Genomic DNA, 17,938 nt, shown 5'->3' with positions numbered 1-17,938 from the left:
CGAGCCGCGAGGGCGAGCTGGCCGGCCTGCGGCTGGTGCCCAAGTCGGACACCGAGTACAGGATGAAGGACTTCAAGTCCGACCAGGAGGTGCGCTGGTGCCCGGGCTGCGGTGACTACGCGATCCTGGCGGCCTTCCAGTCGTTCCTCCCGCAGTTGGGCGTGCCGCGCGAGAACATCGTGATGGTGTCCGGGATCGGCTGCTCCTCGCGCTTCCCGTACTACCTGAGCACCTACGGCGTGCACTCCATCCACGGACGCGCCCCGGCGATCGCGACGGGGCTGGCGACCAGCCGCCCCGACCTGTCGGTGTGGGTGATCACCGGGGACGGCGACGGGCTGTCCATCGGCGGAAACCACCTCATCCACGCGCTGCGCCGCAACGTCAACATCAACGTGCTGCTGTTCAACAACCGGATCTACGGGCTGACCAAGGGCCAGTACTCCCCCACCTCGGAGGCGGGGAAGATCACCAAGTCCTCGCCGGTGGGTTCGCTGGACCAGCCGTTCAACCCGGTGTCGTTGGCGCTGGGCGCCGAGGCGGGTTTCGTGGCGCGGACCGTGGACTCCGACCGCAAGCACCTGACATCAGTGCTGCGGGCGGCGGCGGACCACCCCGGCGCCTCGTTCGTGGAGATCTACCAGAACTGCCCGATCTTCAACGACGACGCCTTCGAGCCGTTGAAGGACCCGACCGCACGCGAGCTGCGTCTGCTCCGGATGGAGCACGGCGAGCCGTTGCGGTTGGGCGAGGACCGGGGCGTGGTCGCGGGCGAGTTCGGCGGTCTGGAGGTCGTGGACGTGGACTCGGTCGGTGCGGACCGGCTGATCCGGCACGACGCGCACCGGCAGGACCCGGGGTACGCGTTCGCGCTGTCGCGGCTGGACTACCCGGCCTTCGAGCACGTGCCGGTCGGTGTGTTCCGGGACGTGCGCCGACCCACCTACGACGGTCTGGTGAACGAGCAGATCGCGGATGCGCGGGCCGAGCGCGGTGACGGCGAGCTGGCCGCGCTACTGGCCAGCGGGGACACCTGGACGGTCGAGTAGCCGGACGGCCGGCAGGGGCTCCTGCCGGGCCGGGGTATTCCCCCGGGCGGCGTCGTGAAGTTCACCGGCGCCGCCCGGGATTCCTCAGGGGATCGCCGGGCTCCAGGCAATACGCTTCCCCCATGCGTATCGTCATTGCCGGAGGACACGGGAAAATCGCTCTGCGGCTGGCCAGGCTCCTGGCCGACCGCGGTGACCGACCCGTCGCCCTCATCCGTAACCCCGACCACAGCCAGGACGTCGTCGACGCGGGGGCCGAACCGGTCCTCATCGACCTGGAACAGGCGACGGTCACCGAGCTGACCGAGAAGATCATGGACGCTGACGCCGTGGTGTTCGCCGCCGGTGCCGGGCCGGGCAGCGGTGTGACCCGCAAGACCACCGTGGACCACAAGGCCGCCTCCCTGACGGCCGATGCCGCCGCGCTCGCCGGGGTGCGCCGCCTGGTACAGATCTCCGCGATCAACGTGGACCAGCCGGTGCCGGAGGGCACCGACGAGGTGTGGGCCGCCTACGTGGCGGCGAAGAAGGCCGCGGACGACGAGCTCCGTGAGCACGACCTCGACCTGGACTGGACGATCCTGCGGCCCGGGCGGCTGACCGACGAGGCCGGAACCGGCCAGGTGGACCTGGGCGAGGAGGTGGAGCGCGACTCGGTGACGCGTGACGACGTGGCCGCCGTGATCGTTGCCCTGTTGGACGAACCGGACACGGCCAAGCGGGTTCTCAACCTGGTGAACGGTAGGACACCCGTCGTCGAGGCCGTTCGCGCCGTCGCGGGCCGGCCGCGGGCGTAGGCGCACCGACCCGACAGGTAGGGGGTCTGCCCAGCCTTTTCGGGGGTTCCGGTCCTCTGTGGCCAGATACCCCCATAGGAGGCATGATGGGAGCGGAGCCCGGCGGAATCCCGTCACGGTGGACGCGGGCGACCGGGAACGAACCCGACGGGTGAAGCAGCTCCGCAGAGCAGATGGGTACGGTTATTCATGAGCGTCACACAGGTCGTGCGGGACAGCACGGTCGTCGAGCACGCCAAGGTCGCCGCGCAGCAGAAGCGCCGGATGTTCATCATCCAGCTCGAGGTCAACGCCTACGACGAGGCTTCCAGCAAGCTGCGCCCGGGGCTGACCCGCATCCTCGAGGGCATCGAGGAGGCCGGGTGGCGCCTGGAACTGATCACCCCGAGTGAGAGCGGTGAGTCCGCGGCCACCCGCCTGTTCATCTTCCGTCCGGACGAGTCCGCGAAGGGCGGGGGGAACGAGCAGGCCGAGGCCAGGCAGCCCCACCAGCCGGACCAGTCCGGGCAGCAGCAGCCCTACCCGCAGTACCCGACGGGTGCTCAGCAGCAGGACCCGTACGCGGGTTACGGCCAGGGCTACGGACAGCACCAGCAGCCGTACCCCGGTTACGACCCGCAGCAGTACCCGGGATACGGGCAGCAGCAGCCGGGATACGGCCAGCAGCCCGGCTACGGGCAGCCGTACCCGGGTTACGGACAGCAGCAGGGCTGGTAACCGAGCCCGAGCGCGAACGCGGGGCCCGCACGATCACCGTGCGGGCCCTTTTCTATGTCCGGTTTCGCACGCCCACGGTGAGCCATGTCGGACAGTGTGTGATTCCGATGCATTCGCCAGAAGCGTGTCTGGGACATGCTTTCGGTTGTGTAACTCAGCCAAGAGCGAAGAGACGACATGTCCGTCATGTCTGTCGTGAAGCCGAAGAAATTCCTTGTGATCTCTGGAATCTTCCCCAAAACTACTTCGAGCACGCGCCTAGCTACGCTAAGTTAATTCCGGCGGCCGCAGCCAACCTGTTTTGCACTTCCGAAAGGTAACCACCATGACCCGTATCGCCAAGGTTTCCGGTTTCGTCCTCGCTACCGGTCTCGCCCTGGGCGCCATGACCGGTACCGCCGCCGCGGACAACAACGCCCAGATCCAGAACATCACCGTCCCCGTCTGCCTGGACGTCCTGAAGGCCTCCGGCTTCAGCGCCAGCGGCTGCAACGTCGTCGACTGGAACTCCACCTCGGGCATCTCCGTCCACGACTAGCACCCGGTCGCCGCGGCCGCCCGTCAGACCTGCCAGAACCAAACGCACACAACGAATCGAAAAGGAAGCACACCATGAAGCGCATCACCGCCGTCTCCGGCCTCGTCCTCGCCACCGGCCTCGCCCTGGGCGCCATGACCGGCACCGCCGCCGCGGACAACAACGCCCACATCCAGAACATCACCGTGCCGATCTGCGCCGACGTCATCTCCTTCGCGGGCTTCAGTTCCGAGGGCTGCAACGTCACCAGCATCACCGAGACCTCGGGCATCTCCGTCAAGAACTGGTAGTCCACAGGTCCCGCACGGGACTGGCGCGGGGCACGGTGTTCCTACACCGTGCCCCGCGTTCGTCGTTTCACCCCGGTGGAGCGGGAAGACCCGGACGCGTACGCCCGCGCGACCCTCCGATCACCCGCCGCAGACACCTTCCGGCACGCCTTCCACCGGGTCCGTCACCAGCCGCGCGTGCATCCCCGTGTCGTAACGGGAGGTCCCGTAGCGGAGCTTGGCCCGCTCGACACCCTCCGGGCGAAAACCCGCCCGCCGGGCAGCCACGCACGACCCCGGGTTGTTCAGCCGGTGGCCCGTCTCCACCCGGAACAGGTCCAGTCGGTCGAAGGCGAACTCCGTGGCCAGCCGGGCCCCGGCCGAGGCCACGCCCCGCCCCTGCTCGGCCGGGTGCGTCCAGTAGGACAGCCAGCCGAAGTCGTGCCTGCGGCTGGACACCGAGACCTGCACGTGCCCGAGGGCCTTGTCCTGGCCGTCGACCACCACGAACCCGTGCACGTCCCGTTCCTTGGCCAGGACCGCCCGCCCGGCGATCCACTCCAGGGCCTCGTCCGGGGTCCGCGGCACGTCGCTCTCCTGCCTGGCCAGCTCCTCCCAGGCGAAGGCCGTCAACAGCCGGTCGGCGTCGCCCCGGTTCCACTCCCGTACTCGGTACAACCACAGCCCCTCTCACTGACAGCTCGGGTCGCGCCAACCTAGAACCGAGCCGGGGGCGGTGCAAGCCGTTTGCCGGTGCCGTCGGCCGCCCTCCATCCACTGGCCGACCGCCCCTCCTGGTCACACCCGCCCGAGCCCACGGCCCTGGCCGGAACCGGTCAGGGGCATGTCACGCCAGGCGCACTGTGGTACGTCTTCCCCGACATGACGGCAACAGAGGTCTTCGAGGAACACCGCCCCCTGCTGAACGGGGTCGCCTACCGGATCCTGGGAACGGCGGACGACGCCGAGGACGTGGTCCAGGAGGCGTGGCTGCGCTGGTCCCGGGTGGATCCGGACGGGATCGACAACCCGCGCGCCTACCTGGTGACCGTGGCGTCCCGGCTTTCCATCGACCGGTTGCGCAAAGCCAGTGCCCAGCGCGAGTCCTATGTGGGCGAGTGGTTGCCCGAGCCGGTCAGCGAGCTGCCCGACGCGGCCGAGCGGGCCGAGCTCGCCGACTCCGTGGAGTTCGCGCTCCTGGTGGTGCTGGAGACCCTCAGCCCGCTGGAACGGGCCGTGTTCGTGCTGCACGAGGCCTTCCAACTGCCCTACGCGCACATCGCCCAGGTCATCGACCGGAACGAGGCGGCCACCCGGCAGTTGGCCCGGCGGGCCCGGGACCACGTGCGGGAACGCCGCCCACGTTTCGAGGCCGACCGGGCGGCGCGCCGCCGCATTACCGAACGCTTCCTCCGGGCCTGCGTGGAGGGCGACCTGGACGGGCTCAAGGGACTGCTGGCCGAGGACGCCACCCTGGTCAGCGACAGCGGCGGCAGGGCCCCGGCGCCCCTGCGGGTGATCCGCGGCGCCGACAAGGTGGGCCGTTTCCTGGCCGCGGTGTCCCTGGAACGCAACGCCTCGCGCTTCCTGCGGTCCCTGGGCCTGGCGCCCACGGCACCGCTGCACACGGAGGTCGCCGAGGTCAACGGCGGCCCCGCCGCGGTCCTGTCGGTGGAGGGGGTCCCGATCACCGTGCTGACCCTGGACGTCTTCAAGGGCCGGGCCCGGCACGTGTACATGGTGGCCAACCCGGACAAGATGTCGCGTCTGCGGGCCACCGGCCCGTCCTAGGGGGCAGGGGGCGCCGCCGTCGTGGGCGGGGGCGGCGCGGATTCCGGTGGATTCGGGCCTGTGGAAACCCGTCGATAACCCAGCGTGACCCCAGGCGCCGGTCCTCCTGCAGCCGAGGAGGCAGTATGTCTGTCATGACCACCAGGCATCCGGCAGTTCCTCGCCGACCCGGGACCGGGCGTGCTCAGTCGGCGAACCGGAGGCGCGTGGGGCGGAGAGAGCGCCCGGGCACGGTCCGCCGGAACGAGCCGCGAGGTGGCACGATACCCTCGTCGGACCGGTCGAACCCCACGTCCGTGGGGCAGGGAACCCGGTGTGATTCCGGGACTGACGCGCAGCGGTGAGGATGACGGACGGGCACGTCCGGGGTGGTCCCCCGGACAGCCACTGGAGTAGAACTCCGGGAAGGCGCCCCGTACCGGTCGATTCCGAGTCCGAAGACCTGCCGGTAGCGGCGGACACCTCCGCCGAGTCATCCGCGGGCCCGCGAACAAGCCCCTGACCCGAAAGACGTGCATGTCCCTGCCCGGCACCCCGCCCTCCGCCCGAACCCCCCACAGCCGTACCCGGCGCGACCGCTGCCCCGGCGCGCTGAGGCCCTGGGCCGCCGACGACGGTCTGCTGGTCCGGCTCCGGCTCATCGGCGGCCGACTCCGCGCCCGTTCGCTGCGAGCTCTGGCCGCCGTGGCCGAACGGCACGGCAGCGGCCGCGTCCACGTCACGGGCCGCGCGAACCTGCAACTGCGCGCCCTGCCCGGGAACGCGGGACGGTTGGAGTCCGAGGTGCTCCGGGACCTGGAGGAGACCGGTCTGCTGCCCTCGGCCAGCCACGAACTGGTACGCAACGTGATGGTCTCCCCGTGCACGGGGCCGAAGGACCCGGCACTCCCGGACGGTGCCGTACCGGGCGGCGGGCGGGCCGACCTGCGGCCCGTCGCCTCGGCCCTGGACACGATGCTGTGCTCCGTGCCGCGCCGCGCGGACCTGCCCGGACGGTTCCTGTTCGTGCTGGACGACGGATCCGGGGACCTGCTCGACCGCCCCTGTGACCTGGGGCTCGTCGCCCTGGACGAGGGGATCGCACAGTTGCGGATCGGCGGGTACTGGGGCCCGGTGGTACCGCTCGACGAGGCGCCCGCCGCGCTGCTGCGGTTCGCGGACGAGTTCCTGGAACACCGCGGTCAGGGTCCCACGGCGCCCTGGCACGTCGCCGAGCTCCCGGCACCGCTGGCCGCACCGGTGGCTCCCGACCCGCGGCTGCCACAACCCTCGCCTCCCCTGCCGTACGGACCGCTGCCCGGGGGCGGACTACATCTGCGGGTCACCGACCGGGGGCTGGACCGCTCCGCCGTCGAGGAGCTCGCCGAGCGGGCGACCGCCGCGGGCCACGGAGAGCTCGTCGTCACGCCCTGGCGCGGGGTTCTGGTGCCCGGGGAGGTCCGATGACCGCCCCCCGCCGACCGAACCGGCACTACGAGTACGTCGACGACGGCCCAGCGATCTACACCGACTCCTTCGCCACCATCCGTCGCGAGGCCCGGCTGGGGCACCTGCCGGACAACGCCGAACGGCTCGCCGTGCGGATGATCCATGGCACCGGTCAGGTCGGCCTCGCCGACGACCTGGTGGTCCACCCCGACCTGGTTCCTGCGGCCCGCGCGGCCCTGGAGGGCGGCGCGCCGATCCTGTGCGACGCACGCATGGTGGCCGCCGGGGTGACCGCGAGCCGCCTGCCCGGCGGCAACGAGGTGCTCTGCTTTCTCGGCGACGCACGCGTCCCCGAGCTGGCGCGGGAGTGGGGCACCACCCGCACGGCGGCCGCGGTGTCCCTGTGGGAACCCCTGCTGGAGGGTGCCGTGGTCGCTGTCGGCAACGCGCCCACCGCCCTCTTCCACCTGTTGGAGATGCTGGTCGACGGGGCGCCGAGACCGGCCGCGATCGTCGGCTGCCCGGTCGGTTTCATCGGTGCCGCCGAGTCCAAACAGGCGCTCACCGAGTTCGCCGACCGGCACGGGACCGACATCCCGTACGTGACGGTCCGCGGCCGTCGCGGAGGGTCCGCGATGACCTCGTCAGCTCTGAACGCGCTCGCCAAGGAGGAGGAGTGAGAGGACGTTTCCACGGGGTCGGTGTGGGTCCGGGCGACCCCGAACTGATCACTCTCAAGGCGGCCCGCCTCATCCGCGCGGCCGACGTCGTCGCCTACCACGCCGGGGTCGGCAAGCGGTCCAACGCCCGCCGCATCGCCGAGGACCTGGTCCCGGCCTCCGCGGTCGAGGAACAGCTCACCTACCCGGTGACCACCGGCACGACCGACCACCCGGGCGGGTACGCGGGGGCGCTGGCCGACTTCTACGAGGAGTCCGCCGCACGGCTGGCCGTCCACCTGGATGCCGGACGCGACGTCGTCCTGCTCTCCGAGGGCGACCCGCTGTTCTACGGCTCGTACATGTACATGCACGACCGGCTGTCCGAACGCTACGAGACCGAGATCGTCCCCGGGGTCCCGGCGTTCGGTGCGGCTGCCGCAACAGCGGCGGCACCGCTGGTCCGACAGACCGACGTGCTCACCGTGCTGCCCGGGACCCTCCCCGAGCCGGAGCTGGCCCGCCGTCTGGCGGATACCGACGCCGCGGTGATCATGAAGCTGGGCCGGACCTTCCCCGCGGTGTGCCGCGCCCTGGAGGCGGCCGGGCGGTTGGAGCACGCGGTGTACGTGGAGCGCGCCTCCATGACCGGGGAGCGGCGGCTGCCGGTCGCCGAGGTCGACCCGGCCACGGTGCCGTACTTCTCACTGATCCTGGTCACCGGGGACAGCCGCAACGGCAGGAGGTCCCGGGAGCGGGCGGTGCCGGCTCCCGTGTCGGGGCCGGAGCCCGCGGCCGCGGCGGCCGAACTGCTGGTCGTCGGCCTGGGACCGGGCCCCGACCACTGGCTCACCCCCGAGGCATCCGCCGCGCTGGCCGAGGTGGACCACGTGGTGGGTTACGGCCCCTACGTCGACCGCGTCCCGCAGCGCCCCGGCCTGACCCGGCACGCCTCCGGCAACACCGTCGAGATCGACCGCGCCCGGCTCGCACTCGGGCTCGCCCGTGACGGTGAGCGCGTGGCCGTGGTCTCCGGCGGGGACGCCGGTGTGTTCGGTATGGCCACCGCCGTGTTCGAGGCGGCCGAGGACCCCGCCTACTCGGATGTTCCGGTCCGAGTGCTGCCGGGTGTCAGCGCCGTTCAGGCGGTCGCGGCCCGGGCGGGCGCCCCCGTCGGCGGTGACTTCGCGGTGCTGAGTCTGTCGGACCGGCTCAAGCCCTGGGAGGTGATCGAGCGCCGTCTACGCGCCGTCGCCGAGGCGGACATGGTGCTCGCGGTCTACAACCCGGCCTCGCGTTCGCGGACCGAACAGATCGCCACCGCCCGCGAGGTCCTCTTGGAGCACCGCAAACGCGAAACCGTGGTGGTCGTCGGCCGCAACGTCGGCAGGGAGGGCGAGTCCCTGACGGTGACCACGCTGGGTGAACTCGACCCCGCCGACATCGACATGCGCTGCCTGCTGATCGTCGGCGCCTCCGGAACCCGCGTCTCCCGGTCGGGCCGGGTGTGGACACCGAGGTGGGTGAAGCCGTGACCGTGCACTTCGTGGGTTCGGGGCCCGGCGCCGCCGACCTGCTCACCGTCCGCGCCACGCGGATGCTCAACGCGGCCGACGTGGTCCTCTACCCCGGCACCTACCTGGACCCGGAGGTCCTCACCCACTGCGCCCCCGGGGCCGAACTGGTGGACACCCAGGGCCTGGACCTGGACCGGATCACCGAACACCTGGTCGCCGCGGACCGTGCGGGACGGGACGTCGTACGGCTGACCTCGGGTGATCCCTCGCTGTACTCGGCGCTGGCCGAGCAGACCCGCCGTCTCGACGCGCACGGTGTGGCGTGGGACGTCACCCCGGGGGTGCCCGCCTACGCGGCCGCCTCGGCGCTGGTGGGCCGGGAGCTGACCGTGCCGCTGGTGGCCCAGTCGGTGGTGCTGACCCGGACCAGTGCCCGTTCGACGGCGATGCCGGAGAGCGAGTCGCTGAGCGCGTTCGCGGCGACCCGCGCCACGCTGGTGCTGCACCTGGCGATCCGGCGGGTGCGCGAACTCATGGCCGAGATCGAGCCCGAGTACGGCGCGGACTGCCCGGTCGTGGTCGTCTACCGGGCCAGCCAGCCGGAGGAGGCGGTGCTGCGCGGAACCGTCGCCACCATCGCCGACCTGGTGGCGGAGGCGGGGCTGCGGCAGGCCGCGGTGGTGCTGGTCGGTCGGGCGCTCGACGCCGAAGGCGGCGAGTCCTACCTGTACGACCCGGCCCGGTCCCGCTGATCCCCGCACAGGTCCGGGGCGGCCGCCTCAGCGAGTGAAGCGTTTGAGCCCGGCGGTGTCCAGGGTGACTCCGGTCCCGGGGATCGGCACGGCCTCACCGTAGGGGTGGGCGCTTCGGTCCAGGTACTGGCCACGGACAGGGCGGCTGTGCACCACCACGGCGTTGGCGTCGCGGTCCACCAACAGGTGGACGCCGATACCGGTCTCCGCGTAGGCGGCGGGCTTCCCGACACGGTCGCGGGCGTGGGTGTCGGCATCCCAGGAGGTGACCTCGACCACGGCCAGGACGCCGTCCGGTTCGGCCCACTCCCCCGCCTGGTCGAAGTGACCGATCGGAACGAGGACACCGTCGGGGCGGGCGCGACCGTTGCGGTAAGTATCGACCTTGATGCCCAGCCCGCTGGTGAGGAGGTCCAGATCGGGACGGTGGGCCATGAACTCACGCATCAGCCAGGTGAGGATCCCCGCGTGGGCTCCGTCGGTCACTTTGTGGACCCAGACCTTCCCGTTGAACATCTCCATACGAACACGGTCGGCCTCGAACGCCTGTTCCGCGAGGTGCTCGAACAGGTCGGTCCCCATGGGGAACGTCGGCATACCGGGCGGCGGGTGGTGCTCTGTGACGGTCATGTGGCCCCCTGAGCGATGCCGGTGGCGGGTGGTGACGACACGGACGCGATCTCCGGCACGAGCGTTCGGTGGCTCGTCGAGGAAGTCGCCGAGCGCGGTGGTTCGGGACCCTCCACACGGCCAGAATAACGCCGGGGAGGGAGCGCGGGCATGCCCGTGGTGGAAATTCCGGGAGCCGGGACCGACCGGCTCACTCCGAACGTCACCGGTCGGGCACGGTCAGGCACCACTGGGTGACGGTGCGGGCGGGGGTCCAGCCGGTGAAGGTGCCGATGGGCGCGGTGGTCTCCACCGCGATCCGGGTCAGCTCCCCGCCGTGGCTCCGGTAGGCGTCCGCGAGCAGCTGCTCGGTCTCCAGCGTCACCCCGTGCACCACGAGTCGGCCGCCCGTACCCAGTGCGTCCAGGCAGGTGTCGAGCACGCCCGGCCGGGTGGCGCCGCCGCCGACGAACACCGCGTCGGGGGCGCCCAGCCCGGCCAGCGCGTCCGGGGCCCGGCCGGTGACCACGCGCAGACCCGGGACGCCGAGCCGCCCGGCGTTGCGCCCGATCCGATCGGCGCGCCCGGTGTCGGCCTCCACCGCCGTGGCCGTGCACGAGGGGTGGGCGCGCATCCACTCGATACCGACCGAGCCCGCGCCCGCCCCGACGTCCCACAGGTGCTGGCCCGGTGCGGGCGCCAGCCGGGCCAGGGCACAGGCGCGCAGGTCCCGCTTGGTCAACTGCCCGTCGTGCTCGAAGGCCTCGTCGGGCAGTCCGGCGACCAGCCCGTACCCCGCCGGTCCGGCGAGTTCCACCGCCAGTACGTGCAGTGCGGGGACCTCCTCGGGCGGTGCGCCGAGCCAGTCGTGGGCCGTGCTCTCCAGCCGTGACTCCGCGGCCGACCCCAGGTCGCCGAGGACGGTCATCCGGCTGGCCCCGTAGCCCGCACCGGCCAGCAGGGCGGCGACCGTCCCGGGTGTGTCGGCGCCGGAGGAGAGCACCAGGACGCGGTGGCCGGGCGCCAGTTCACGCATCAGCAGTCGCGGATCGCGCCCGACCAGGGTCAGCACCGAGCACCCCTGCGCCGGCCAGCCCATCCGGGCGCGGGCCAGGGACACCGAGGAGACGGCGGGTTCGACGTGCACCGCGTCCGCGCCGAGTAGTTCGACCAGGGTGCCGCCGATCCCCGACACCAGGGGGTCACCGGAGGCCAGCGCGACGACGGCGCGGCCTTCGAGGCAGGAGAGCAGTCCCGGTAGGCCCTCGCGCAACGGGGAGGGCCAGGCGCGGCGTTCCTGGCCGGGCACGTCCGGCAGCATGGCCAGGTGCCGGCGCCCGCCCAGTACCGTGTCGGCCGCCAGAACCAGCTCGCGCAGCCTCTCGGGCACGCCCTGCCAGCCGTCGGCGCCGACGCCGACGACGGTGATTCGGGGAGGGGACGTCTCGACCTTCATGGGCAGGACGCTATCGTGGCGGCCGAAGGTGTGAGGTGCCCCGGCTGCCCAACCATCGGAAACGGTGGGGACGGTGCCCGGGGAGAATCTGGGAAGCCCGGTGAGATTCCGGCACAGGCCCGCTGCGGTGAGCCGAGCCTCCGGACAGGAGGACTCGGTAAGTCCGAAGACCGGCCCCGCACCCGCCCATGACCGATGGCGAAACGAGCGGGAGCCTCACATGCCATTGCGGACGTCCCACTACCCCTTCTCCGCGATCGTCGGCTGCGACGCCGACCCACTCGACGACCTGGGCCTGGCGCTCGTGCTGGCCAGCGTCTCCCCGGAGATCGGCGGTGTCCTGGTCCGTGGCCAGAAGGGCACCGCCAAGTCCACCGCGGTCCGGGCCCTGGCCTCCCTGCTGCCGCCGGTCGAGGTCTACCGGAGCGACCGTTTCTCCGTGGACCCCGCCGACCCCGCGCAGGAGTCACCGGACGGCCCCTTCCCGGCGGGCACGGCCGTGGAGAGCCGCCCGGTGCGCCTGGTCGAACTCCCGGTCGGCGCCACCGAGGACCGTGTCCTGGGCTCCCTGCACCTGGAGCAGGCGCTCACGCACGGCCAGGTCGCCTACGAACCGGGGCTGCTGGCGCGGAGCCACCGCGGCCTCCTCTACGTCGACGAGGTCAACCTGCTCCACGACCACCTGGTCGACCTCCTCCTGGACGCCGCCGCGACCGGCCGGGTGACCGTGGAGCGGGACGGGTTCTCGGTGGAGCACGCCGCCCGGTTCCTGCTCATCGGCACGATGAACCCCGAGGAGGGCGAGCTGCGCCCGCAGCTGCTGGACCGGTTCGGGCTGACCGTCGAGGTGGCCGCGCCCGCCGACCCGGCCGCCCGGGTCGAGGTGGTCCGCAGACGGATGGCCTACGACTCCGACGCCGCCGCGTTCGCGGAACGCTACGGCGCCTCCGAGAAGGCCCTGGCCGAGCGGATCGCGGCGGCCCGGGAGACCGTCCGGCACGCCCGCCTGTCCAACGCCGCGCTGTTGAAGATCGCGCAGGTGTGCGCGGCGTTCGAGGTGGACGGCCTGCGCGCCGACATCGTGACCGCGCGCACGGCCCTGGCACACGCCGCCTGGGAGGGGCGGACCTCGGTCACCCGGGCCGACATCCGCCGCGCCGCCCTGCTGGCCCTGCCGCACCGGCGCCGACGGAACCCGTTCGACGCACCGGGGCTGGACGAGGAGCTCCTGGACCGGATCCTGGGCGACGAGGAGCCGCCGCCGGACGACCCGGAACCACCGGGCGGCTCCGACGGCCCCGAGGACTCCGACGACCCCACCCCCGGCCGGGACGGCGGGCCCGAGGAGGACGGCGCCCCGGCCACCGACGGTCCGGAGGCGGATCCCGCCCAGGGCCCGGACCCGGGTCCCGACCAACCGGACCAGCCACCCGAACAGCCCCGGGGCCCGGAGGACTCCCAGGCCCCGGCCCGGGAACCAGAAGAAACCGAGGAGGCCGAGGGCGACGGTTCCCGGCCCGCGCCGGGCACCACGGTCGGGGCGAGCACCCCCTACCGCCCCCGAACGTTCACCGCCCGGGGCACCGGGATCGGTGCGGACGGCCGGCGCAGCCGCGCCCTCGGCACCCGGGGCCGCCGGATCGGGGCCGAACCTCCCGGCGGGGGCTCGGGGAGCTCGCTCCACCTGGTGGAGACCGTCAAGGCGGCGGCCTCCCGCCCGCACGGCGGCGGCCGGGTGAGCCTGCTCCCCCGCGACCTGCGCGTCGCGGTGCGTGAGGGGCAGGAGAGCAACCTGGTGCTGTTCTGCGTGGACGCCTCCGGCTCGATGGCGGCGCGCAAACGCATGGGCGAGGTCAAGACCGCCATCCTGTCCCTGCTCCTGGACGCCTACCGGCGCCGCGACAAGGTCGGTCTGGTGACCTTCCGGGGAACCAGGGCCGAGCTGGTGCTGCCGCCGACCCGTTCGGTGGACACCGCCGCCGCCCGCCTGGACGAACTGCCCGCCGGGGGGCGCACCCCGCTCGCCGAGGGCCTGCTGGAGGCCGCCCGGATCCTGCGGCGCGAGCGGCTGCGCGACCCGAGGCAGCGTCCGCTGCTCGTCCTGGTGACCGACGGCCGGGCCACCGGGGGTCGGGGTTCGGTCGGCCGTTCGCTGGCGGCCGCCGACCACGTCGCCGAACTGGGTGTGGCCACCGTCGTCGTGGACGGTGAGTCCGGCCCGATGCGGCTGGGCCTGGCCGCAGCCCTCGCCACCCGCATGGGTGCCGAGCACCTCCCCGTCAGCGAGGTCAGCGCCGACGCGCTGAGCACCGCCGTGAGAGAAAGGGCCGCCTGATGCCCCAGGGCAAACCGCTCGTCGTCCCCGATGACGGGCTCACCACGCGGCAGCGCCGCAACCAGCCCGTGCTCGCCGTCCACACCGGGGACGGCAAGGGCAAGTCGACCGCCGCGTTCGGGCTCGCCCTGCGCGGCTGGAACCAGGGCTGGCGGATCGGGGTGTTCCAGTTCGTGAAGTCGGCGAAGTGGCGCATCGGCGAGCAGACCGTGCTCGAACGCCTGGGTCAGCTGCACGAGGAGACCGGCGAGGGCGGTCCGGTGGAGTGGCACAAGATGGGTTCGGGCTGGTCGTGGAGCCGCCGCAAGGGCAGCACCGAGGACCACGCGGCGGACGCGGCCGAGGGCTGGGCGGAGATCAAGCGCAGGCTCACCGAGCAGACGCACGACCTGCTCATCCTCGACGAGTTCACCTACCCGATCAACTGGGGCTGGGTCGACGCCGACGACGTCGTGGCCGCCCTGCGGGACCGGCCGGGCCGCCAGCACGTCATCGTCACCGGCCGCCGCGCCGATCCCAGGCTCGTGGAGGCCGCGGACCTGGTCACCGAGATGACCAAGGTCAGGCACCCGATGGACGCGGGCCGCAAGGGCCAGCGGGGGATCGAGTGGTGACGACCCCGGCGGCCTCCGGGCCGACGGAGCTGCCCCGACCCGCGGCCCCGCCGACGCCCCTGCCGAGGCTGATGGTCGCCGCGCCCATGACCGGGCAGGGCAAGACCACGATCGCCACCGGGCTGATGGCCGCGCTGGGAGACGCCGGATTGGTGGTGAGCGGCCACAAGGTCGGCCCGGACTACATCGACCCGGGCTACCACGCGCTGGCCACCGGCCGCCCCGGCCGCAACCTCGACCCGCACCTGGTCGGTGCGGATCGGGTGGCGCCGCTGCTCCTGCACGGAGCCCGGGGCGCGGACGCGGCCGTCGTCGAGGGTGTCATGGGGTTGCACGACGGGCGGATCGGCACCGACGGGTTCGCCTCCTCCGCGCACGTGGCGGCCCTGACCCGCACCCCGGTGGTGCTGGTCGTGGACGTGTCCCGGATGTCCCGTTCGGTGGGTGCGCTGGTCAAGGGCATGGCGGACTTCGACCCGGCGGTCGAGGTCGTCGGCGTGATCCTGAACAAGGCCGGTTCGGCGCGCAACGTCGCCGAGATCACCCGCTCGGTCGGCCTGCCCGTCCTCGGTGTGGTCCCGCGTGACGAGCGGATCGCCAGCCCATCCCGGCATCTCGGGCTGGTCCCGGCGGCCGAGCGGGAGGGGTCGGCGCGGGTGGTCGAACGCCTCGGTGAGCACGTGGCCGACCACGTGGACCTGGACGCCCTGCTGGAGGTGGCCCGTTCGGCGCCCGCGTTGGACGCCCGCCCCTGGGCCCCGGCAGCGGAGGTGGCCACACCTGCCGGGGGCGAACGCCCGGTGGTCGCCGTGGCCGGGGGCCGGACCTTCACCTTCCGCTACACCGAGACCGAGGAGCTGCTCACCGCGGCCGGATGCGAGGTCGTCGCGTTCGACCCGCTGGAGGACACCGGGCTTCCGGCCGGTACCCGGGGGATCTACCTGGGCGGTGGTTTCCCGGAGGTGTACGCGGGCGAGCTCGCCGCGAACCGGAGCCTGCTGGCCGAACTGCGCGAGGCGGTCCGCGACGGGGTGCCGACCGTCGCCGAGTGCGCGGGCCTGCTCTACCTCGCCGCATCACTCGACGGCCACGGCATGGCGGGGGCGATCCCGGCCGATGCGCGGATGACGAAGCGGCTCACCCTGCGCTACCCCGAGGCGGTCTCGCCCGGGGACACCCTGCTGACCCGGACAGGGGAGCGGATCACCGGCCACGAGTTCCACCGCACGGCCCTGACACCCGGACACGGGGACCGCCCGGCCTGGGAGATCGACGGCGCGCCGGAGGGTTTCGCCTCTCCGAGCCTGCACGCCTCCTACCTGCACACGCACTGGGCCGGACACCCGGAGCTCGCCGCGAGGTTCGCCGGGGCCGTGCGCACCGCCCCGGCCGTCGCACCGGCACCGACGCCCGAGCCCTCCCCCGCCGCCCGGAGCACCGGAGCGGGCATCGCGCCGCTGGCCGACCCGCTCCGCCACCACGGCGACGTGGAGGCGCGCGGCGGGCTGCTGGACTTCGCCGTCAACGTCCACCCGGGGCAGCGGCCCGCCTGGCTCGACCGGGCGCTGCGGGAGAGCCTGGACCAGGCGGGCGTCTACCCCGATCCCGGACCCGCACGCGGGGCCGTCGCGCGTCGGCATTCCCGGGCGCCCGCCGAGGTCCTGCCGACAGCGGGCGCGGCGGAGGCCTTCACCCTGGTCGCGCGGCTGCGTCCGTGGAAGCGTCCCGTCGTCGTGCACCCCCAGTTCACCGAGCCGCACGCCGCCCTGGAGCAGGCCGGGCACACCGTCACCACCGTGCTCTGCGCGGAGCGCGACGGGTTCGCCTTCGACCCCGCCACCGTCCCCGAGGACACGGACCTGGTGATGGTCGGCAACCCCACCAACCCCACCGGTGTCCTGCACCCGGCCGAGGCGCTGCGCGGACTGTGCCGCCCCGGGCGGCTGGTCGTGGTGGACGAGGCGTTCATGGACGCCCTGCCCGGGGAACCGGAGTCCCTGGCCGGGGAGCGGATCACGGGACTGGTGGTACTGCGCAGTCTCACCAAGCACTGGTCGGTCCCGGGCATCCGGGCCGGGTACGTGGTCGGTGACGAGGCCGTGGTGCGCGAGCTGGCTCGGGTGCAGACGCCCTGGTCGGTGTCGGCGCCGGCGATCGCCGCCACCGTCGCCTGCATGGGTAAGGAAGCGAACGCGGAAGCGGGACGCCGGGCGAAGGAGTTCGACGGCTGGCGCGCCGACCTGGAGTCCGGCCTGCGCGGGGCGGGGCTGGAGTTCGTGTCCTCCCGGGCCCCGTTCGTACTGGTCAAGACGGGCGAAGGGGTCCATGCGCGGCTGCGCGAACAGGGCATCGCCGTGCGTCGGGCCGACACCTTCCCGGGGCTGGACGCCGTCTGGGTACGGGTGGCCGTGCGCCCGCCGGAGACCACACGGAAGCTGCTCGCCGCCCTGGCGGGGATGTAGCGGGAGGACCGCCTGGTTCGCAGGCCGGTCCCCGGCCCGGCCGCGCTGTGTAAGCACTACCCGGCGAAGAATTCGACGAGGGCACGGGCGACCCGGGCGGGATCGTTCTCCATCGGGATGTGTCCCGCTTCCGGAACCCGGACGAGTGTGCTCTCCGGGATCTCCGATGCGAACCGCTCGGCGTACTCCACCTTCTGGAAGCCGTCGTCCTCGCCCCACACCAGCAGTTTGGGCACCGTGGACCGCCGCAGTCCGGGGACCAGGTCGAGGGTGTGGCGGTCGTCGGCGGCGCCCGCCAGCGCCATCCAGGACCGCCGGACCCGTGGATCGGTCAACGGGTCCAGGTAGTCGGCGACGAGCTGCTCGGTGGCGGCACCGGCCAGCGCCGTCGTCACCGCCTTCCGGCGGGCGGCGAGGAACTCGTCGGCGGTGGTCGCCGCGACGACCTCCGGGTCCCGGAACCGGGCCACCCCGGGCACCGGCCAGGAGTCGTAGGTGACCGAGTTGACCAGGGCCAGCCGGGAGACCTCCACCCGGCCGTGGACCAGGAGGTGCTGGGCGACGGCGCCGCCGATGTCGTGGCCCGCGACCGCGACGGGCCCGGAGAGCCCCAGCGCGGACGCGAACTCCGCCGCCCGGTCCGCGAGAGCCGGGACGGCGGCCGTTACCGGGGTGAGTTCGCCTCCCGAACGCCCGAGCCCGGGGAAGTCGAGCGCGACGGGCCGCAGCCCCGCCTGCCCGAGGCGGCCCAACACCGGGAGCCAGGCCCGGCTCCAGTAGGTTCCGTGCAACAGCAGCACGGCCGGGCCGTCCCCTCCCGCGGTCAGGTAACTGGCCGTCCCGCTCCCGGTCCGGACCTCTGCCCTCTGCACGCCTGTCTCGGTGGTTTCGCTCATGGGACCACTGTGGCCGGAATCGGCCCACGGGCACAGAGCCCGGGAGGAC

At 72.8% G+C, this 17,938-nt stretch carries 17 protein-coding genes and 2 riboswitches; of the genes, 13 read left to right on the top strand and 4 right to left on the bottom strand.

The window, feature by feature from the left end; translation table 11 throughout:
• The first annotated feature begins 62 nt into the window (after positions 1–62).
• The 5 genes from ACUKCB_RS24800 (at position 63) to ACUKCB_RS24780 (ending at position 3,391) form a co-directional block, all read left to right on the top strand.
• Positions 63–1,049 (top strand): 2-oxoacid:ferredoxin oxidoreductase subunit beta, encoded by a 987-nt coding sequence (locus ACUKCB_RS24800; protein WP_473041125.1) that lies wholly within the window; start codon positions 63–65, stop codon positions 1,047–1,049.
• A 122-nt stretch (positions 1,050–1,171) separates the two neighbouring features.
• Positions 1,172–1,846, top strand: a complete 675-nt coding sequence (locus ACUKCB_RS24795) for an NAD(P)H-binding protein (protein ID WP_473037997.1) — start codon at positions 1,172–1,174, stop codon at positions 1,844–1,846.
• A gap of 189 nt (positions 1,847–2,035) precedes the next feature.
• A complete protein-coding gene (locus tag ACUKCB_RS24790) occupies positions 2,036–2,563 on the top strand; it encodes a hypothetical protein (RefSeq protein WP_473037996.1) in 528 nt (175 codons plus the stop codon).
• 325 nt (positions 2,564–2,888) lie between these two features.
• Positions 2,889–3,101 carry a hypothetical protein gene (locus ACUKCB_RS24785; RefSeq protein WP_191266771.1) on the top strand — a complete coding sequence of 71 codons (213 nt, stop codon included), beginning with the start codon at positions 2,889–2,891 and terminating at the stop codon, positions 3,099–3,101.
• Between the two features lie 74 nt (positions 3,102–3,175).
• Positions 3,176–3,391, top strand: a complete 216-nt coding sequence (locus tag ACUKCB_RS24780; RefSeq protein WP_191266773.1) for a hypothetical protein — start codon at positions 3,176–3,178, stop codon at positions 3,389–3,391.
• Positions 3,392–3,511: 120 nt separating this feature from the next.
• Here the strand turns inward: ACUKCB_RS24780 and ACUKCB_RS24775 are convergent, their stop codons facing one another.
• A complete protein-coding gene (locus tag ACUKCB_RS24775) occupies positions 3,512–4,048 on the bottom strand; it encodes a GNAT family N-acetyltransferase (RefSeq protein ID WP_473037995.1) in 537 nt (178 codons plus the stop codon).
• Positions 4,049–4,252: 204 nt separating this feature from the next.
• On the opposite strand from ACUKCB_RS24775, the gene sigJ reads away from it, so the two are divergent.
• From sigJ to cobM, 5 genes are all read left to right on the top strand, one after another.
• Positions 4,253–5,161: an RNA polymerase sigma factor SigJ gene (gene sigJ, locus ACUKCB_RS24770; protein ID WP_473037994.1), complete on the top strand. Its 909-nt coding sequence runs from the start codon at positions 4,253–4,255 to the stop codon at positions 5,159–5,161.
• Positions 5,162–5,423: 262 nt separating this feature from the next.
• A riboswitch (cobalamin riboswitch) is annotated at positions 5,424–5,625 on the top strand.
• A gap of 52 nt (positions 5,626–5,677) precedes the next feature.
• The gene (locus ACUKCB_RS24765) at positions 5,678–6,607 is read left to right on the top strand and encodes a nitrite reductase (protein ID WP_473037993.1); all 930 of its coding nucleotides are present in this window, start codon (positions 5,678–5,680) and stop codon (positions 6,605–6,607) included.
• Positions 6,604–7,269, top strand: a complete 666-nt coding sequence (locus ACUKCB_RS24760; RefSeq protein ID WP_452542655.1) for a precorrin-8X methylmutase — start codon at positions 6,604–6,606, stop codon at positions 7,267–7,269. Before ACUKCB_RS24765 ends, ACUKCB_RS24760 begins: the two co-directional genes overlap by 4 nt.
• Positions 7,266–8,783 carry a precorrin-2 C(20)-methyltransferase gene (locus ACUKCB_RS24755; protein WP_473037992.1) on the top strand — a complete coding sequence of 506 codons (1,518 nt, stop codon included), beginning with the start codon at positions 7,266–7,268 and terminating at the stop codon, positions 8,781–8,783. Before ACUKCB_RS24760 ends, ACUKCB_RS24755 begins: the two co-directional genes overlap by 4 nt.
• Positions 8,768–9,517, top strand: coding sequence for a precorrin-4 C(11)-methyltransferase (gene cobM, locus ACUKCB_RS24750; protein WP_473037991.1), 750 nt, complete (start codon positions 8,768–8,770; stop codon positions 9,515–9,517). The genes ACUKCB_RS24755 and cobM overlap by 16 nt, the downstream gene beginning before the upstream one ends.
• A 27-nt stretch (positions 9,518–9,544) precedes the next feature.
• Here cobM and ACUKCB_RS24745 read toward each other — a convergent pair whose 3' ends face one another.
• Both ACUKCB_RS24745 and cbiE read right to left on the bottom strand, forming a co-directional pair.
• Positions 9,545–10,147 carry a Uma2 family endonuclease gene (locus tag ACUKCB_RS24745; RefSeq protein WP_473037990.1) on the bottom strand — a complete coding sequence of 201 codons (603 nt, stop codon included), beginning with the start codon at positions 10,145–10,147 and terminating at the stop codon, positions 9,545–9,547.
• Between the two features lie 202 nt (positions 10,148–10,349).
• A complete protein-coding gene (gene cbiE / locus ACUKCB_RS24740) occupies positions 10,350–11,582 on the bottom strand; it encodes a precorrin-6y C5,15-methyltransferase (decarboxylating) subunit CbiE (RefSeq protein WP_473037989.1) in 1,233 nt (410 codons plus the stop codon).
• Positions 11,583–11,636: 54 nt separating this feature from the next.
• A riboswitch (cobalamin riboswitch) is annotated at positions 11,637–11,774 on the top strand.
• A gap of 28 nt (positions 11,775–11,802) precedes the next feature.
• Between cbiE and ACUKCB_RS24735 the strand changes: the two genes are divergently transcribed.
• The 3 genes from ACUKCB_RS24735 to ACUKCB_RS24725 all read left to right on the top strand — a co-directional run bounded on the left by ACUKCB_RS24735 (position 11,803) and on the right by ACUKCB_RS24725 (position 16,993).
• Positions 11,803–13,917 (top strand): VWA domain-containing protein, encoded by a 2,115-nt coding sequence (locus ACUKCB_RS24735; protein ID WP_473037988.1) that lies wholly within the window; start codon positions 11,803–11,805, stop codon positions 13,915–13,917.
• Positions 13,917–14,531: a cob(I)yrinic acid a,c-diamide adenosyltransferase gene (gene cobO, locus ACUKCB_RS24730; protein WP_473037987.1), complete on the top strand. Its 615-nt coding sequence runs from the start codon at positions 13,917–13,919 to the stop codon at positions 14,529–14,531. Before ACUKCB_RS24735 ends, cobO begins: the two co-directional genes overlap by 1 nt.
• Positions 14,532–14,602: 71 nt before the next feature.
• On the top strand, positions 14,603–16,993 hold the full coding sequence (locus tag ACUKCB_RS24725; RefSeq protein WP_473041124.1) for a cobyrinate a,c-diamide synthase: 2,391 nt from the start codon (positions 14,603–14,605) through the stop codon (positions 16,991–16,993).
• 56 nt (positions 16,994–17,049) lie between these two features.
• On the opposite strand, the gene ACUKCB_RS24720 is transcribed toward ACUKCB_RS24725, so the two are convergent.
• Entirely contained in the window at positions 17,050–17,889 is an 840-nt protein-coding gene (locus ACUKCB_RS24720; protein WP_473037986.1) for an alpha/beta fold hydrolase, read from the bottom strand.
• Positions 17,890–17,938: the final 49 nt, after the last annotated feature.

It is taken from the genome of Nocardiopsis moroccensis, from assembly GCF_055763695.1.
This window is presented reverse-complemented; position numbering and strand designations above follow the sequence as displayed.

What these genes read in the sequence shown, in the direction of transcription:
- ACUKCB_RS24800 (WP_473041125.1), top strand. Translation starts at nt 63, where the DNA reads ATGAAGGACTTCAAGTCCGACCAGGAGGTGCGCTGGTGCCCGGGCTGC.
- ACUKCB_RS24795 (WP_473037997.1), top strand. Translation starts at nt 1,172, where the DNA reads ATGCGTATCGTCATTGCCGGAGGACACGGGAAAATCGCTCTGCGGCTG.
- ACUKCB_RS24790 (WP_473037996.1), top strand. Translation starts at nt 2,036, where the DNA reads ATGAGCGTCACACAGGTCGTGCGGGACAGCACGGTCGTCGAGCACGCC.
- ACUKCB_RS24785 (WP_191266771.1), top strand. Translation starts at nt 2,889, where the DNA reads ATGACCCGTATCGCCAAGGTTTCCGGTTTCGTCCTCGCTACCGGTCTC.
- ACUKCB_RS24780 (WP_191266773.1), top strand. Translation starts at nt 3,176, where the DNA reads ATGAAGCGCATCACCGCCGTCTCCGGCCTCGTCCTCGCCACCGGCCTC.
- sigJ (WP_473037994.1), top strand. Translation starts at nt 4,253, where the DNA reads ATGACGGCAACAGAGGTCTTCGAGGAACACCGCCCCCTGCTGAACGGG.
- ACUKCB_RS24765 (WP_473037993.1), top strand. Translation starts at nt 5,678, where the DNA reads ATGTCCCTGCCCGGCACCCCGCCCTCCGCCCGAACCCCCCACAGCCGT.
- ACUKCB_RS24760 (WP_452542655.1), top strand. Translation starts at nt 6,604, where the DNA reads ATGACCGCCCCCCGCCGACCGAACCGGCACTACGAGTACGTCGACGAC.
- ACUKCB_RS24745 (WP_473037990.1), bottom strand. Translation starts at nt 10,147, where the DNA reads ATGACCGTCACAGAGCACCACCCGCCGCCCGGTATGCCGACGTTCCCC.
- cbiE (WP_473037989.1), bottom strand. Translation starts at nt 11,582, where the DNA reads ATGAAGGTCGAGACGTCCCCTCCCCGAATCACCGTCGTCGGCGTCGGC.
- ACUKCB_RS24735 (WP_473037988.1), top strand. Translation starts at nt 11,803, where the DNA reads ATGCCATTGCGGACGTCCCACTACCCCTTCTCCGCGATCGTCGGCTGC.
- cobO (WP_473037987.1), top strand. Translation starts at nt 13,917, where the DNA reads ATGCCCCAGGGCAAACCGCTCGTCGTCCCCGATGACGGGCTCACCACG.
- ACUKCB_RS24725 (WP_473041124.1), top strand. Translation starts at nt 14,603, where the DNA reads ATGGTCGCCGCGCCCATGACCGGGCAGGGCAAGACCACGATCGCCACC.
- ACUKCB_RS24720 (WP_473037986.1), bottom strand. Translation starts at nt 17,889, where the DNA reads ATGAGCGAAACCACCGAGACAGGCGTGCAGAGGGCAGAGGTCCGGACC.